Genomic DNA, 16,513 nt, shown 5'->3' with positions numbered 1-16,513 from the left:
CCGTAGCCGGCGACCAGTTCTCGCAGAGGAGGGCAGCTCGATGCCAGCCCGCTGGAGGCCGCGCTCGAGCCCACCGATCCCCGAAAAGAGTCCTACTGCGCGCACGTGAGCATCCTCGAGCACGATCCTGGCCCAAGCAAGCGACGAGGCCGCATCAGTAGTCGACCAAGACGTCGTGCTCGTACAGCTTGTGGAGTTGGGCTCTGATCCCCCCTGCGATGCCAGCATCACGTGACAACAAACCACACTCGAGGTTCCGCTTGGCGGCCGCGTCCGAGAAATTGGCGCTGGTCACGAAGGCTGCCTTCCCGTCGACCACGACCAACTTGGCGTGCTGCCGCGGGGGGTATGCAGAGCCATCGGTCGATGACAAGGTCCAGAGCCTAGCCCCGGGCAACTGCTGCTGGAGCATTTCGTTCGTCTCCCTCTGGAGCTTTCGGTCGACGATGACAGTCACCTCCACGCCGCGCTGTACGGCGTGTCCGAGCGCAACCACATAATCGGACTGCCAGGACGCCGAGTACGTCGCGGCGTAGACGCTTATCTGGGCCTCGTTGATCAGCTCGGCCACTGCGAGTGTGGTCCGTCCCTCGATGCCCGGCAGGCTCGGGACGGTCCACACTGCTTCGAGGGGGTCCGGACGGGGCACCGACGCGATCCCATCGAGGGCCGCCGCGGCGATCGCGACATCACCATTCTCGGCGAGCATCTGGCTCAGCAGGGACTTCACCTCCCCCCGATGGTGGGCAAACGCCCGCTTGGCGGCAAGGTACAGGAGCCGCCGCTGCCGGAGCTCGGCCGCGATCCAGCCTGCCTCCTCGGCACTCAGCAGCGCACCGAGCCGAGCCACTGCCGTCACTTCACCGCACCTCGACGAGTGGCTCGAGCAGGTGCGGAGTAGCAACCGCAGGGTCCGTCACGAGACCCAGCAGCAACCGCCGGTCGAGGAAGCGATTGGTGCGCTCGCAGCTGGTCTCGCTGACGAACAGACAGAAGTGGCACGCAGCGCCGTGGAGGAACTCCTCCTTGTCGGCTGGGACGCGGTGCGAGCAGATGGGGTCCGACGAGCACCGCTGTCCGCGGCGGACGGCGTCCGAGATCAATCGGCCCAGCTTCTCCGGTCGAGCCAGGTCGACGAGACCGCCCAGGGTGCCCTCGCTGTCGGAAGCAGTGGTGCTGATGAGCAGCCCCGCTGCCGGCCTGATGTCACCGCCCTCGCGCCAGGCGTAGATCCTCTCGGTGAGGCTCGCCGATCCGTAGCCGCTCGACATGGCGGCCTCCCGGATCAGTAGATGGGATAGCGTATGGATCGCCCAGTACCGGGGCGGAGGGAACCGAAGGTCGGGGTCGATGTCACCGGCCGTTGCACTGGTCCGGCGCCGGAAGTTGATCCGATGGGCCTCCTTGAAGGCGGCCCACACCGGCAGCGGCAGCACCTTCTCCTCCCAGGAAGAGACGGCGTCTTCTTCGAACTGCAGGAAGAAGCCTTCACCGCGGTCTTCCGTCGAGGGGACCCAGGATGGGCGACCGTTGCGGCTCAGCGGCGCCACCCGAGCGGACGCGTCGTCGATGCGGTCGAGCGCGTCGATGCGGGTGAAGCCGATGAACGCGTTGACCTTCTTGAGCTTCTCCACGGCGACGACGGCCGACACCACGGTTGACAGCGCGTCGGGCACCTCTCGTCGGACGGCCCTGAAGTCGGCGGATCCGCTGTGGCGTGTGTACTTCCGCTCGTCGGTGAGCACCAACCACTCCGGCCCCAGAACAGTCATCGGGTCGGTGCGCCGGTCGGTCGCCACGACCTTCGGGGCGACGGCTCCACCCTTGACGAGCTGGATCGCCTCCCACAGCACCTCATCGTCGACATCGTCGAATGCGTCGGTCTGCGCCACCATCCCTGCGGCGAGCCTGAAGCCCGGAAGGGCCTCCTTTACCGTCGCCGTCACGAGAACGCCGTGAGGAAGCGCCTGGAGCAGCGGGACGAGATCGGCCGCCGAAGCCACCTCCTCGCGCGGCAGCGCCAGCAGGCCGAGCGTCGACGGGAACCATTGGTTGGCTGCACCGAGCATCATCAACCGACCCTGCTGGTCGCAGGGGTAGAAGGCATCGAGATGGGCATGCCGACCTCGACACCGCGGCAGCTTGTCGGCGGCCTTCGGCCCTGTGGCCTCGAGCATGCCCCGGGTGGCGGTGCACGAGACACACATGATCTGTACGTCCGGACCGATGTTGCTCTTCCACTCCCGCATCCGCAGCTGCGGGATCTTCGCCTTGCTGCACGGCTTGCCTCGGTGAACCCACCCGGCATAGGGGAACTCGTCGAGGTGCCCGTTGGCGCACGCGATGAGATAGCGCGCCGGCACCGCGAGCTGGTCCCTCGCTCCCCGGGGCTGGCGTCCGCCGCAGCCCAGCCTCTACACGACTTGTGGACGAACTGCGCCTGGTCCGGGCGAAAACGATTGACGTTCTCGTACGCGAACAGCTCATGTGACACGGGTGCGAGCAGATTGCAGCCTGTGCAGCGCAGCCACTGCGGGAAGATCCGCCCGGGGATCCCGAGGTCGACAGATTGAGCGTCACCGTGGCCGCGCTCCTCGGGGGCCCACGGCGGCTTGCGGAGCTCGGACACCTGTGAGCCGAGGTGGGCCCTGACGAGTTCGAGGAGGCGGGGCTCGGCGATGATCTCGACGGGTCCCGGCCTCCTCGCGTAGATGGGGTCCCATGCGTCCAGCCCATGGGGCATCACGGAGAGATGAGGGAGATCGACGGTGGCACCGATGCCGTTGGTGTAGAGCATCGCCGACGGGCGGATCGATCCAACCCGGCTCCGGTTCTCGGCCGGTTGGCCTCGACGTCGGCGATCGGGTCGAGGGGTTCGGCCCCCTCGACGAGAGGGTCGACGGTCGTGACGATGCCGTCGTCGGTCGTGGCCTCGGTCACGTCGTCTCCTCGGGGATCGTCCACTCTGGGCTGTCCTGGGGTTCCTTGAAGGCCAGCCGACCCGGGCTGGGACTCACGAGCAGATTGATCTCGGGCTGGACCTCCCGCATGGAGTTCGCCACGACGAACACCCGATCCGCAACCGAGGGGACGGTGTCCTCCGGGCTGATCAACAGCGGCCAGAACGGTTGCCCGCGGGGCACCCTCTCGTAGACGAGGGCGCCCTTGGTGTCGGCGGCCTTGTCGTGCCAGCGGTCCACCCGCTGGACGAGCTTGTCGCGCATCCTCTCGGCGGCCTGGAGGTTGTCGGCGGCACGCACGGCGCGCTCGCCGAGCTGCTCGATGAGGCGTTGCACGATCGGCATACTGTCGAGGATCTCGCCGGCACCCCTCTCGGGCGACAGCGAGCCACTGTCCCGCACATCCGCTACCCGAGAGACGCTGACGAGCACCCCCATGAGTCCGCGTTCCATGGCGGTCTCGGAGTACGGGGTAACGCTCAGCGCCTCCACCTGGGCGTAGAACGTCTCGTGGTAGTGGCGGAACTGCTCGAAGTGGGCCATGTCCCGTGGCCGGGACCAGTTGGCCAGGGACACCACCAGGCCAGGTCGCGCAGGATCACGACCGACGCGTGAGGACGCCTGGATGTACTCCGCCGTGTTCTTGGGCTGCCCCACGACGAGCATGAGCCCCAGCCGGGAGACGTCGACCCCGACCTGGAGCATCGACGTCGCGAGCACGACGTCGTACGGCCGTTCCGTGAAGGGCGGCGTGGGCTTGACCGCCGCCTTGGCCTCGCGGTAGGCCTTCGCGAAGGAATCTTTGCCGCGGGTACTCCAGCGCTCTGCGCTGAAGGGCAGCGCGAGGCGATCGAGTGTCTTGGAGATGTCCTCGGCGGAGATCCGGGAGGTCAGTTCGCCGATGTTCAACCGTGCGAAGTCGTTGGTACGCCGCGGGAACGGCTCGGTGTTGCCGGCGACCCGCATCGTCACGTCGTCGTCGAGGTACCGCCGCATACCGGCCAGCTCGCGGGTGGCGCTGAAGTAGCCCACCGTCGTCAGGTAGGGGTCGGCGGCGTCACCGTGCTCGTCGAGGAGCTTCTGCCCGGCCAGCAGCAGGACCTCGGAGAGTCGGATCTCGGCCAGCGTGAGGCGGATCCCGTGCGCGCAGACACCGAGGTACTTGCGGCCGGGGTCTGCGTCGCTGACGGGCTTCTCCTTGGAGAAGAACGTGTCGCGGACGTCGAGCACTTGGGGCGGGAATACGTCCACGCCGCGCCCGTACAGCGCGTGGATCTGGTTCTCGGCGTTCCGGACAGTGGCTGTGGAGGCGACGATGAGCGGGCGGACGGTCTGACCGGCCCTGGGGTACGACGACAGGAGGTCGACGGCGTTCTCGAACACCCCGACCGCGGTGCCGAGCGCGCCCGTGATGAGGTGCAGCTCGTCCTGGATGATCAGGTCCGGCGGCCGCAGCCGGTTCGCCGGCTGGATCGACACCTTCGGATAGCTGATGCCGCCGTCGGTCTTGGCGTTGTGCGAGTGCCCGCTGCAGGCGCCGCGAGTATCCGGGTGGCGGTACCCGTGCCGCGGGCACCACTCGGCCACGTAGCCGAAGAGGCTCGCCGCCTCCCCTTCCCGCGCGAGCCGGGCGAACTTGTCGACAGTGGCCAACAGGAAGATGGGCGGGTTGCGGTAGATCTCGTCGTCGACGGTGATGATCGGTAGCGGGCCGTCGGCGTCACCGTCGAGCGCGAACGGACACTCGTCGTGCCGGTCGCCGCAGTAGACCTCGATCCGCTCGGTCGCCGGCACCGTGCGCACGTCACGCTTGGGGTCGATCTTGGTGCCGCACCAGGGGCACCGCTGCAGCTGGAGGACAGTGAGCCCGAAGGCGCGGACGCTGTCGTTGCCCCGGACCGCTTGGACCTGTGCCTCGGCCTCCTTGTATCGCTTGGGGCTGACCGCGGAGCCCACCCAGAGGCCGATGCTGAACTGCTTCTCACCCCAGGTGGCGGGATCCTCCTGGCGGATCAGCTCGGCGGCGCAGACCAGGGCCGCCGCGCGTTGGAACTGCTGGGAGGTGAGCAGGCGCAGGGTGTACCGCATGAGGACCGCGACCCCATCACCCCCGTCGAGGACCCCGTCGTCGGAATTCAGTTGGCCGTCCAACCGACGGATGGCGAAGGTGTACGCCGCCAGGCCGAGGTAGGCCTCGGTCTTTCCACCACCGGTCGGGAAGAACAGCAGCTCGACGTTGGCGGCCTCACCGCTGCGCAGAGGATGAGCCGGGTCCGTGAGAGCAGGCAGCAGCAGGAGGATGAAGGCCAGCTGGAAGGGCCGCCAGGAGGCAGCCTTGTCTCCGTCGGACTCGACCGCGGCAAGCGCCTCGTCGATGGTGGTCGTGTCGTCGGCTGCCCGCCGTGCGGCAGCCTGAGTGCGGATGCGCTGGTCCCGCATGGCGCGGTTCATGAACCGGAAGGCCTGCAGCGCGCGTCCACCCTGGGCAAGGAGCCTGACGCCGGCCTGGAGCCGCTCGGCCACCAGGCGTGCTTCTCCGATCGCGTCCTCCGCGATCTCGCTCAGGTGGGCGGGTAGCGCTGAGGCAGCCTCCTGCTGACTGTCAAGCCACTCGAGGTACCCGTCGACAAGTGGCGCGAAGGCCGCCTCGGCCTGGCCGGGCTCGAGCTCGGCGAGTGCTCGCATCGAGGTGATGGCGGTCCCTGCCGAGCCCGCAATGGTCTGCGGGATATCGGCAGTCGGCAGCCAGGTCGTCTCGACCGAGGTTGCACGTCGGAGCCCGTTGCCCTCCTCGTCGGTGGCTTCCTCCCAGGTGACGGATGCCGTCCGACCGATGGCGAACTCAAGGCGGTGGCGATACTGGAGGTCGAGCCTCTGGCGTTCCTCGTCGGGCTCGTCATAGCCGGGCAGCAGGACGTCACGGGTTGGGAGGAAGACAGGCTCGCCGCTGTTGGCCTCGACCCGGAGCTTGGTCTGGAACAGCCAGTCTCCCGGCGGAGCGTCCATTCCGGTCACACGGTCATTGGACACAACGAGCTCGACGATGACTCGGTCACCACGCGGGAAGAGCTCTACTCGCAGCGTCACGTCGTCATCGAGCATGATGGGGTCGAGGACGGTGTGCTTGTCGTGGTCTTGCACGTCTAGCTCGGCCGTCTTCTCGACCGGGGTGCGACGCGACCACTGGAACCTTCTCCCCTCATCGTTCTCCTTGCGGAACGACGTGTAGCGCCCCCAGGTAGTGGTGACGGCAAGTACGCCGCAGTCCCGTGGGACCTGGAATCTCAACCCCATGGACGACGGGAACGTCAACGCCCCCTTGGGGCCCTCGTCGCGATCCTCGTCGTCGTCCGCGGTCCCGGTCTCCTCGTCGGTAGGGACCGGGACGCCTCGCTGGCCCTGGGTCGTCGGATCGGTGTCGCTGACCCCAAGGCCTGTCTCGTTCGGATCCGCTCCCACATCGGTGCCTTGAACCGCAGCGATCTGGGTGGGGTCGACGGTGACCGGGGCCAGACCGCCGACCGCGTAGGCCGCACGTGGTGTGCCCTTGATCTCCTCCTCAGGCCCATTCCGCGGCCCGAGGAGCTCACGCTCAACGAGCGCCAGCAACTCGGTCCGGACGATAGTCGACGAACTGGCGCCCATCAGAGCGACTCCGTCTGCTCGGGAACATCTTGACCCTCAGCCCGCGCACGCGTGAGGTTTAACTCCAAGAGCCGGTCTAGAAGTTCAGAACGGGACCTGGGGTCGATTGTCCAACGAACAACTCGCTTGTATTCATAGAAACCATGTTCGACCTTCAAATCTTGCCAACCATAGCAACCCAGAACCGCTCGATCGATCTGTTCGTGAAGATCCCTAAGATCTTTAACGTCACCATCCTTGTTCTCAGCACTACATACCAAATTGTACAGATCAGTTAGGCCAATTTCGCGCGCAGCAAGAATGTCACTTCGCAATTGCTCTAGGCGCCTGCCGAGCCCGCTCAATTGGCGAAACTTTTCAGGTGGAGGGAAGGTCTCAAAGCAGGATGCAACGTTGTAATTGAGGCGTGTCTCCAAGTTGGAACCGTGCGTCCACGCCCACAATACATGGCACTCGGAGGCTAGCAGTGCCAGCAAATCATGGGAGCAATGAGTGAAGACAATTACGCCATGACTGAAGACTGGACCGGTGGGCACAATCACGGGAGCGACATGCTTGGTCACTGCACTCATGGCGATGGCTTCGGAACTTTCCGCGAGAGCTTGGTACAGAGAGAGCGCTCGGCTTTCGTACGTGTACCACCTCTGCTGCAGGCGGGGCTTGTTATTCAAGCCCTTCCTATAGTCGTAGAGATTTCTCTGTAGCCAAGAGTACGGCCCAGCGTAGCTTTGAGCCTCGTCTACAGGGAGGTCGTTAAAGTCGACGGTCCACCTGCTCGCAGAATGATCTGCGCGCGAGTTGAGGTCTTCCCCGGTTACATATGGTCGCAATACCTTCGAATTCCGTGGATTTTCACTTATCATCCTCGCCGCGTCGCCAGGACTCATTAGGAATCCCAAACCATTCAAATTCGAGCCCTTAAATGCGACACCTCTACTTGCCGAGAGGGGCAGCGGTTCCCCGGAGACGCGACCTACGGGTTCCAATTGAGAATTGACTGCTGGCACCCAGACTCCGTCAGCCCATACTTCTGGCAAGCTCACGGTCCCACAGTTCTGCAGCCAAACAATAGACACATCCACGGATGCTGACTTGGTCGGCCACGGCATACTCCGGATGCAGCGGCGAACGGCGAATCCTTTTGTCAGCAAGGCGGCCAGCCCAACGACGCGGCTAGGCCCTTGCGTGACCGTATTGGTCGCTACGTATCCCAAGAGCCCTGCCTCCGACAGGAGGTCCGCCGCGCGGCGCAAAAAGTAGACGCAAAGGTCGGCAACCCCCGGCACGCCTTCGACAAGTCCATTGATCATCGCGCTGCGCATATTCGAACCCACGGCATTCGCTATAGCGCGGCCATAGAGAAATGGTGGATTTCCAATAACCGCGTCGAATCCTCCCTGCGCCATAACCTCCGGTACTTCCAGAGCCCAGTGAAGGGGACGCCATCTATCGCCATCTATCGGAACAGTCGGCGTCAGTCCACTATCGATGCGTTTGTGGAGTTTGGCCGGGTCGCCATTAGCTCCACCGGCAGGAAACGCTTCAAGAATCTCCCAGCTAAGTAGCTTGTAGGTGTCGTCTAGCGCTGGGCCAGGCTTGAACCCTTTTGGCAGTCCAGCAGCGATGATGGCGTCAGCGATAAGTCGTAGATCGGCTGTGGCCCTACGGAGCTGTTCGAGAAGTGCCAACTTGCCGCGAGTGGAGCGCATGGGGTCGTGTTCCTCGACCGGCGAGGCAAGTTCCTCCCGCAGCCGTGTAGCCTCCGCGATCTTGGCGTCGATGTCGACGAGCAGTTGGCCTTGGCCCTCTGTGGACTCGGGGTGGACATGAAGCTGTCTCAGCTGCTCCAGGCTCGTGACGCCAATCAATGAGTTTCCGCAGAAGATCTTGTCGTCGACGAAGGAGAACGGCTTCGTCTTGTCCATCGACACCAGCCACAGCGACAGTTTGCACATCTCGACAGCCATGGGGTTGATATCAGCGCCGTAGAGACAGCGCGCGATCACCTCGCGCATGGCCCGGTCTTTGGCCCGCGCCGGTTCGGCCAACTGGTCAGCCTCGAGCCGGCCCTCGTCGATCCAAGCCTCGGTGACGCGATCGGCCAGATACCGAGCTGCGGCCACGAGGAATGCACCGGAGCCGGCGGCGATGTCGGCGACTTTTAGGTCGAGGATGCTGCTGCTCGACTTCAGACGCCAGGCGTTCTCGTCGTTGGTCTGCAGCGGGCCTGGCTCGTACACGAGTGGCTCGAGGGCGTAGCGCACGACCTCCTCGGCCAAGGAGCGTGGCGTGTAGTGCGCGCCCGCGTTCTTCCGTGACGGGGTCTCGACGACGACCAACCCTCCGACAGGCACGACGAGCGGGATCCCGCGGAGGTCCCGACGGATGTAGTTGCTCCAGTCGATGAGGAATCCGAGGAGATCTTCGTCGTGGCTAGCCACGGGAGTCAGCAGCCGGCGCACGTCGGCCTCGTCGATCTGGGCGTCGTACAACTTCGCCAGCCGAGCGGCCGTCAATGACTTCGCCGCTGGCTGGTCTTCCTTGATCCAGTCGCTTAGGGCCTTTGCGAACGTCTTGGCGTCCGAGGTCTCGCCATAGAGCTGTTGGAGGGTGTCTGCGTCGATCTCGGGTTCCTCGCCCTCCTTGCCGACGAGCCCGATGACGACCTGGTCCTCGACGAACTCGCAGGAGTACCCGAGCAGACCTTCGTAGATGTATCCGATCTGTTCGACGTCGACGTCGCGGAACGACACGCGACGCCGCTCGCGCCGTACGACCACAGTCTGGACGGACTGGAGTACGTGGAGCATCACCCGGTCGGAGACCTTGAGCCGGAGGCCTCGCCGGTCGGTGGCGCTCAGCCAGGGGAAGCGCTCCGGGTCGAGCAGCGAGCCGCCGTAGGCCGGCATCCGCATCTCGTCGTAGTTCACGCCCCCGTACAGCGCGCGGCTGACCGCGAGCAACCGATGCCACACGTCGAAGGACCCGTCGAGTGGTTCCTCACCGTTTGCGACGACCGTCTCGAGGTCGGTGAGCAGATCACGGATCGCATACGAGTCCCAGTAGAGCTGCTCGGTCGGGAGCATCTCCCGTTCCTCGGCGAAGAGCAGGAAGACCACCCGCATCATCACCGTGACCGCCGCCTGGTACACCTCGTCGGGGTCCTCCGGGAGAGGGTCGGGGTCACCAACGAGCAGCGCAGCAAGTCGGGCCTCGGAAAACGCCTGCACGAGCAGCTCCACGGAGCGCCGCACCTGGGTGCCGAGCGCCTCAGTGATCTCTTCCGCTTCGAGCTCGCTGCGCTCGAACAATCGGGGCAACCGCTGCTCGCCGTCCTTGGCACGGAACCGCCGCTGGTCGATCAGGGTGAGGAACGCATCCCGCAGCAGCGGCTCCTCGGCCCAGGTCAGCGCATTGACCGTGCCGGAGCCCGTCGGCTTGCCCTCCTTGGCCCAGACGATGGCCCACCACTGGCCGTCGGTGACGATGCCGACCTCGACCTGCGCCTTTCGGAGCAGCATCGCCATCCGGTCGATCTCGTTCGCAGCCCATCCGTCCAGTCCGGTGTCCCGCAGGCTGGAGGTGGGCTCCGAGATCAGCAGGAGCGCTCCGTAGTCGGTGTTGCGTCCCTTTAGCGCCGCGGTCGGACGCACCGCAACCTGCTCGCCGGGAGACCGGATCTCGAGGGCGGTCGGGAGCTCGTCGCCGGGGATCCGCAGTACTTGCCACCCAGCGAGATCGTCCAGGACGGTATCGATCCAGGCACGCGTCACCGCGCCGTATCGTTCCTTGGCCTCCGGAGTCCGGTCCGCATAGGCGAAGGAGTCGACCTCGTGCTGCCACGTGACAAAGGCCTGCTTGAACCTCGTCATCCGGTCGTCCGCGTCGCCCAGCCGCTCCACGCCATCGGGCCAGATGTCCTTCACGACCGGGAGCGCCAAGAACGGCCCCTCGGTCTCGACCTGGGCCAGCCAGTCCTCGTGCAGGTCGGCCACCGAACGCGCTCGCCTCGTCATCGGATCGCCACCCCCTTCTGCACGTCCTCGGGCGCGAGCGCGAAGACCACCGCGGCCGGGAACTCCCATGCGCGGACGTCCTCGTACCTGCTGTCGACCGCAGCGAGCTCGCGCTCGCGCTCGTCTGCGAGTGCGGCGATGCGCCGGCGGATCTCCCGGAGGTCTCGCTGGCTCTGGCGACGCTCGTCCTCGAAGAGAGCGAGCTGGGGGTCACTCTCCATGGCCTCGGCTTCCTGTAGGGCCTCTCGCAGGGTCAGCTCGAACCGGTCGAAGATCGCGACGACGCGCCTACGGTCGGCCTCGCGCCGCTCGGCGAGTTGCTCCTCGACATCGCGACGGCGGCGCTGGGCACGTTTGCGGATGGCGTCCTCCACGCGCTGGCGGACACCGTCGCCTGAGTTCCAGGCGTCCGCCAGCTCCGCCGCGACCCGTTCGTCGACGGGCTGCAGGTCTGTGGAGTCGAGCGCTCGCTCGAGCAGCTCCTCAGCTCGATGCGCGCCGACGGCCTGGCGCCGGGCGAGCCTGGTGCCCGCCAGGAACACCTCTTCGTGGAGGCGGAGTCCGGCGCGACCCACGAGGACCAGGCGGGTGACCGCCACGGCATACGACTCCTCGAGCTCCGGAACGAGCACAGCAGTGACGCGCTCCAGGGATCGCTCGCCGCCCCACAGCGCCGACCTGAGCCTGCGGGTGGCCCGCTGGAGCAGTTGGCTCCCGAGATGCATGTACGCGACATCGTCGTCCTCCTGGAGGACCTGGCCGTCGAACGCGATCGGCTTGAGATGCTCCGGATCGAGCCGGTTGGTCAGCTCTCGGGTCACGGGCTCCCACGAGCTGTCGAGTGAGGGCAGCCGGAAGACCGGCGCGTCGGTGCGGTCCGATCCTTCGAGCACCATCGGTGGGAACTGGTTGAGCTCGAACGCTGTTTCGACGACGCGCTGCAGGTTTTCGGGGCGTAGGTGCAGCCTCTCGCGGCTGGCGGCAAGGTCCTCCTCGAGGCGCGTCAGTTCGGCATTCAGAACTCGCTCGCCCTGCATCATCCCGGTAATCGGGTCCTTCTCGGCCCGAAGTTTGGCAGGCCGGACGTCCATCCCGCCCAGTTTGCGCTGGATGTCAGGCGCGATGATCTCGTTCGCCGAGCCGAGGTCGTTCATGATCTGGGCGACCTTCTCGGCGACGCGGGCCAGCATCTCTGTGTCCAGGCCGAGCGCGTTGTCCGACGTGGCCTCGGGCGCGAAATGGAAGACCTGGGGGGTGTGCGCCTGGCCGTACCGGTCGATCCGTCCGATGCGCTGTTCGAGGCGGTTGGGGTTGAACGGGATGTCGTAGTTCACGAGCCGGTGGCACTGGCGCTGCAGGTCGATGCCTTCTCCGGCAGCGTCCGTTGCGAGCAGGATCCGGACCTTGGTCTTGGCGGGTGACTCGTTGAATCGAGCCCGGATGAGTTCGCGGGTCTCGGCATCCGTGCTGCCGTCGATGATCTCCACCCGGTCCTGGTCGAAGCCCTCCTGGCGCAGGATGGTGCGGATCCACTCGAGGGTGTCGACGTACTCGGTGAAGACGACGACGCGTTCGTTGAGCCAGTCCTCCCCCGTACGGACGTAGGCGTTGAGGTCAGCGATGAGGGCAGCCAGCCGACTGTCCGGCCGCCCCTCGTAGCCGTGGCCCCAGTTGCTGAGCCAGTCGAGGTCTGCGACGTCTTCGTCCGTTAGGGCGGGAAGAACCCCCTTGGCCTCCTGCAGGGTCTGGAGCTCGGGCTGGTCGACCTTGCCTTCCTCGAGGTCGTCAGCACCGAAGCCGAGGATCTCCTCGTAGGCGGCTTCGAAGTCGACGTCCAGGCCCCGCGTTCGGGTGTCCTTATAGACGTCGACCGTGCGGGCGAATGCGACTGGGGACGAGAAGAACCGCTTCTTGAGGAGTAAGGTTGCCATGTCTTTGGCGCTCCGGGTGCCCGGCGTGTCGGCGACGGCCTTGTCTCGACGTCGGGTGAAGGCGAGGAGGCATTCGTACGCCTCGGCCTCGTCTGCGGTGGGGATGTAGCGGAGTGCCTTGACCTCGCGCTCCCTGAAGCCCTTGGCCTCGCGGAGGTCGCGCTTCAGGCGCCTCACGGCGACCTCTTGAAGTGCCTTCGGGTCGACCTTGTTGCTGCGCACGAAGCGCTGCGGGTCGATCATCTCGAGTAGCGCAGTGAAGGACTCGGTGTAGCCGTTGTGGGGGGTCGCTGACAGGAAAAGCCGGTGTTCTGCCCGCTCAGCGAGGTCGCGGACGGCGCGGGTGCGCTGGGAGTCGACGGCGTACCCCCTCCGCTCGAGACCGACACTGTCGGTGCGGGTCGGGCTGCTCGGCGCCACGTGGTGCGCCTCGTCGACGACGAGGATGTCGAACGAGAAGCGCTCGGTGGTGGCGCTGACGGCATCCCTCAACTGGCGCTGGGCTCGCCGGCCAGGCAGCCAGGCCATCGAGACGATGATCCGCGGAAACAGCGTGAACGGATTGGCGTGGATGCCGTGGCTGCGCCGGACCTGCCTCATCGTCTCGGAGTTCACGACCTCGAAGTGAAGGCCGAACTTCTGGTCCATCTCGTCCCGCCACTTGAGGCACAGGCCGGCGGGGCAGACGATGATGGCCGTCCGCGCCCGGTGCCGGAGGAAGAGCTCCTGGATGACCAGGCCCGCCTCGATTGTCTTGCCGAGGCCTACGTCGTCGGCGAGGAGGAGGTTGACACGCGGGTTGGCCAGCGCTCGCTTCAGCGGCTCGAGCTGGTAGGCCTCCACGTTGGCACCCGAGTGGAAAGGTGCCTGCACCGTCTGATCGTCGGCGCTGGTGATCGCGCCCCATCGGAGTGCGTCGACGAAGGCAGCCAGCTTGTTGGGGTCGTCGAAACGACGTGGGTCGATTTCAGTCGGGAGACCGCGGTGGGCGCTGCTGCTGCGCCCCTGCTCGAGCTCCCAGACGACACGCAGCTCGTGTCCCAGGCGGTCGTCCTCTACGGATTGGAGCGTTACAGCGTGCTGAAGCTGCTGGACCGAATCGTCGGCGCTACTGCGACCGAGTCCTTGCTGCTGGACGTCTGTCACCGCCCAATTGGACCCGCGGACCGAGACGATCTGCCCGATCTCGGCCACGGGTGGCTGCGTTTCTCCCTCATCCGCTCTCTCGCCATCAGACACTGACCTGGCAACCCCGCTCACAGCGCCTCACCCTAACTGGTCCCGCCCGCCGCCAACCGCTGAAACACCCCGCCGGTTGTCGCCTTGTCCGGTGCTGCACCGCACGGCGCAGATGACGCCGTTTACCCAGTCGTCAGGGTAGCGAGAGACGCAGCCATCGCTGTAAAGGTCTATCGCCGCCTGGACCGAGAGGCTCTCGACCACTATCGAGACGGCTCGGCAAGACCTCCGGTGGATCACCGAGGAGGAGGTCGCCGCGCTGCTCTCCACCCGTCCAAGTATCGCCGACGGAGAGCCAGTCGTCGCCAACCATGCATCGGGAGCCGGTCCCCTCAGGCTGACCGAGGAAGGCACGCGTCGGTGGGTGCGGACGGTCAACGACAAGGTCGCCGCTGCGATCATCCAGCAGCAGCAGCGGCGGTTCTTCGACACCGTCGAGAGCAGCCCGCTGACCTCCGAGCAGGCGCGCGCGGTCGTGACCTACGACAACCGGGTCAACGTCATCGCCGCAGCCGGGTTGGGCAAGACGTCGGTCATGGTGGCCCGGGCCGCGTATGCCGTGTCCCGCGGGCTGGTGAAGCCTGAGGGAACGTACTCCTCGCCTTCAACAAGGACGGCGCCACCGAGGTTCGCAGATCGTGGCGAAACTGCTGATTTTCACGCGTCCGGACGAGGACTTCACCGAGCCGTCGGCTCCCGAAGCCTGGGACCCGGCCCGACGCGCGACGGGCTACCGCGCGATGGACGGCACCACGGTCAAGAGCGAGGGAGAGCGCTGGGTCGCGAACTTCCTCTACCTCCACGGCGTCAGCTACGAGTACGAACGCCCCTACCCGCACGACACCGCCGACGCCGAGCACCGGCAGTACCACCCCGACTTCTACTACCCCGACATCGACGTCTGGCACGAGCACTGGGGCCTCGACGCGAACGGCAACCCCCGCCCCGGGTGGACCGACTACCTCGACGGTATGGAGTGGAAGCGCCAGCTGCATCGGCAGCACGGCACGACCCTGGTGGAGACCACGTGGGCCGAGGTCATGCAGGGTAACGGCCTGTCCCACCTCGAGAAGGAGCTGGTGGGGCACGGCATACGCCTCGACTGGGACCCCGACCGGCCGCCCGCGCGAGGCGTCAGGGTCGTCACCGACGCCGACATGCTCCGCCTCGTGCGCACCTTCATGCTGCACGTCAAGGCGAACTCGCTGGACCGGCAGGAGGTGGGACGACGCCTGGGGGTCGGCCTCGTGCGCAACCGGAGGCGGGCCGGCATCTTCCTGACCTCTACTGGCCGATCCACGACGCCTGGCAGGCCCGGCTCGCCGACGGCGGCTACGTGGACTTCGAGGACATGCTCGTGCAGGCCGCCGACCACCTCGAGTCCGGCAGGTACGTCAGCCCCTACCGGCTGGTCATGGTCGACGAGCTGCAGGACGCCAGCCAGGCGAGGGCCCGCCTGACCCGGGCCCTGGTCGCGCAGCCCGGCCGGCACCTGCTGGCCGTCGGGGACGACTGGCAGTCCATCAACCGCTTCGCCGGGGCCGACCTGAGCGTGGTGACAGGGTTCCACGACCAGTTCGGCCCCGGCCCCACGGTGCACCTGACCACGACCTTCCGGTGCCACCAATCGATCACCGACACTGCGGCGAGCTTCGTCCGGAAGAATCCCGCCCAGGTCCGCAAGACTGTCGTGTCGGTGCACGACCGGCCGATCGACCGGGCCGCGCACGAAGGCGTGCAGCTGCGCACGGTGGCGAGCGCCGCCGAGGTCCCCCGCGCGATCGGCGACTTCCTCACCCAGCTGCGTGACGCCATACACGGGGGCGCCATCGTCGCGGACTCGGTGAGCGTCGACGTCCTCGGGCGCTACCACCAGGACCGTGGCCTCATGCCGCACGCAGCCCCGCCGGAGATTCGGCTGGCGTTCCGCACCATCCACTCCGCCAAGGGGCTCGAAGCCGACTACGTCGTGATCCCGAACCTGTCGGCAGGCTCCTACGCCTTCCCGAGCCGGATCGCGGACGACCCGGTCCTGGCGCTGGCCATGACCGGTGGTGACACCTACCCGCACGCCGAGGAGCGCCGGCTCTTCTACGTGGCGCTCACCCGGGCACGCCGCGGGGTGCTGCTCATCAGCCCCGAGCACAACCCCTCCCCCTTCGTGACCGAGCTCATCCAGGACAGGCTCGTGCGGGACGTCGGTCCCCGCCCGGTCGCCACCCCCCGCCCCGGGTGCCGGGTCGGCGTGCTCCGCCAGAGGTCCGGTTGCAACGGCCACTTCTGGGGCTGCAGCACTTTCCCGGCGTGCACCTACACGTGCAACACACCACCCGGGCCGGGAGAGCGACCGAGCGTCACCAGGTCCACGACACGTCGGCCAGCCTTCTGAGAGACGGAGCACCGTGACCGAGACAGAGTCCCCCAGCGTCGCGCCGCGCGAGATGCGACTGCGGTATGCCGGTCGGTGCCGCGGGTGCGCCACCGAGCTCCCCCGTGGGACGCGGGCCGTCTACGACCCGGGGACGAAGACGGTCCGCTGCTTGACCTGTCAGACCTCGGCCACCGGAGACACGGTGTCGCCGAGCGAGGACCCCTCGGGCGGTGATGCGGAGACGAGGGAGTCGCCGGCCGACGCCCCCGCGAGCGGCGATGAGGACGGTGGGGAGACCGGAAAGCTGAGCCCACCGACACCCTCACTGGCGCTCGCACCGACACCCCCACC

Annotated in this window: 8 protein-coding genes and 1 pseudogene; 2 read left to right on the top strand and 7 right to left on the bottom strand. The window is 66.5% G+C overall.

Annotated features, from left to right (window positions below; all coding sequences use genetic code 11):
• Positions 1-154: 154 nt before the first annotated feature.
• From drmC to drmD, 7 genes and pseudogenes are all read right to left on the bottom strand, one after another.
• Positions 155-859, bottom strand: coding sequence for a DISARM system phospholipase D-like protein DrmC (gene drmC / locus BJF80_RS11425; RefSeq protein WP_202817203.1), 705 nt, complete (start codon positions 857-859; stop codon positions 155-157).
• A gap of 1 nt (position 860) precedes the next feature.
• Entirely contained in the window at positions 861-2,363 is a 1,503-nt protein-coding gene (gene drmB, locus BJF80_RS11420; RefSeq protein WP_202817202.1) for an MrfA Zn-binding domain-containing protein, read from the bottom strand.
• 152 nt (positions 2,364-2,515) lie between these two features.
• Positions 2,516-2,797 (bottom strand): annotated as a pseudogene (locus tag BJF80_RS21800) (DUF8724 domain-containing protein); the annotation flags it as partial.
• Positions 2,743-2,940, bottom strand: a complete 198-nt coding sequence (locus tag BJF80_RS19365; RefSeq protein ID WP_202817201.1) for a hypothetical protein — start codon at positions 2,938-2,940, stop codon at positions 2,743-2,745. The gene BJF80_RS19365 and the pseudogene BJF80_RS21800, both read right to left, overlap by 55 nt.
• Positions 2,937-6,605, bottom strand: coding sequence for a DISARM system helicase DrmA (gene drmA, locus BJF80_RS11415; protein WP_075813757.1), 3,669 nt, complete (start codon positions 6,603-6,605; stop codon positions 2,937-2,939). The genes BJF80_RS19365 and drmA overlap by 4 nt, the downstream gene beginning before the upstream one ends.
• Positions 6,605-10,600: an Eco57I restriction-modification methylase domain-containing protein gene (locus BJF80_RS11410; RefSeq protein ID WP_202817200.1), complete on the bottom strand. Its 3,996-nt coding sequence runs from the start codon at positions 10,598-10,600 to the stop codon at positions 6,605-6,607. The genes drmA and BJF80_RS11410 overlap by 1 nt, the downstream gene beginning before the upstream one ends.
• Before the next feature lie 17 nt (positions 10,601-10,617).
• Positions 10,618-13,746, bottom strand: a complete 3,129-nt coding sequence (gene drmD, locus BJF80_RS11405) for a DISARM system SNF2-like helicase DrmD (RefSeq protein WP_237767576.1) — start codon at positions 13,744-13,746, stop codon at positions 10,618-10,620.
• Positions 13,747-14,155: 409 nt separating this feature from the next.
• Here drmD and BJF80_RS21615 point away from each other — a divergent pair, with 409 nt between their 5' ends.
• Positions 14,156-14,842 carry a UvrD-helicase domain-containing protein gene (locus BJF80_RS21615; RefSeq protein ID WP_075813751.1) on the top strand — a complete coding sequence of 229 codons (687 nt, stop codon included), beginning with the start codon at positions 14,156-14,158 and terminating at the stop codon, positions 14,840-14,842.
• A 285-nt stretch (positions 14,843-15,127) separates the two neighbouring features.
• Positions 15,128-16,180: a 3'-5' exonuclease gene (locus tag BJF80_RS11395; RefSeq protein ID WP_075813749.1), complete on the top strand. Its 1,053-nt coding sequence runs from the start codon at positions 15,128-15,130 to the stop codon at positions 16,178-16,180.
• The last annotated feature ends 333 nt before the right edge of the window (positions 16,181-16,513 follow it).

This window comes from Serinicoccus sp. CUA-874, from assembly GCF_001942225.1.
GTDB lineage: Bacteria > Actinomycetota > Actinomycetes > Actinomycetales > Dermatophilaceae > Ornithinicoccus > Ornithinicoccus marinus.
This window is presented reverse-complemented; position numbering and strand designations above follow the sequence as displayed.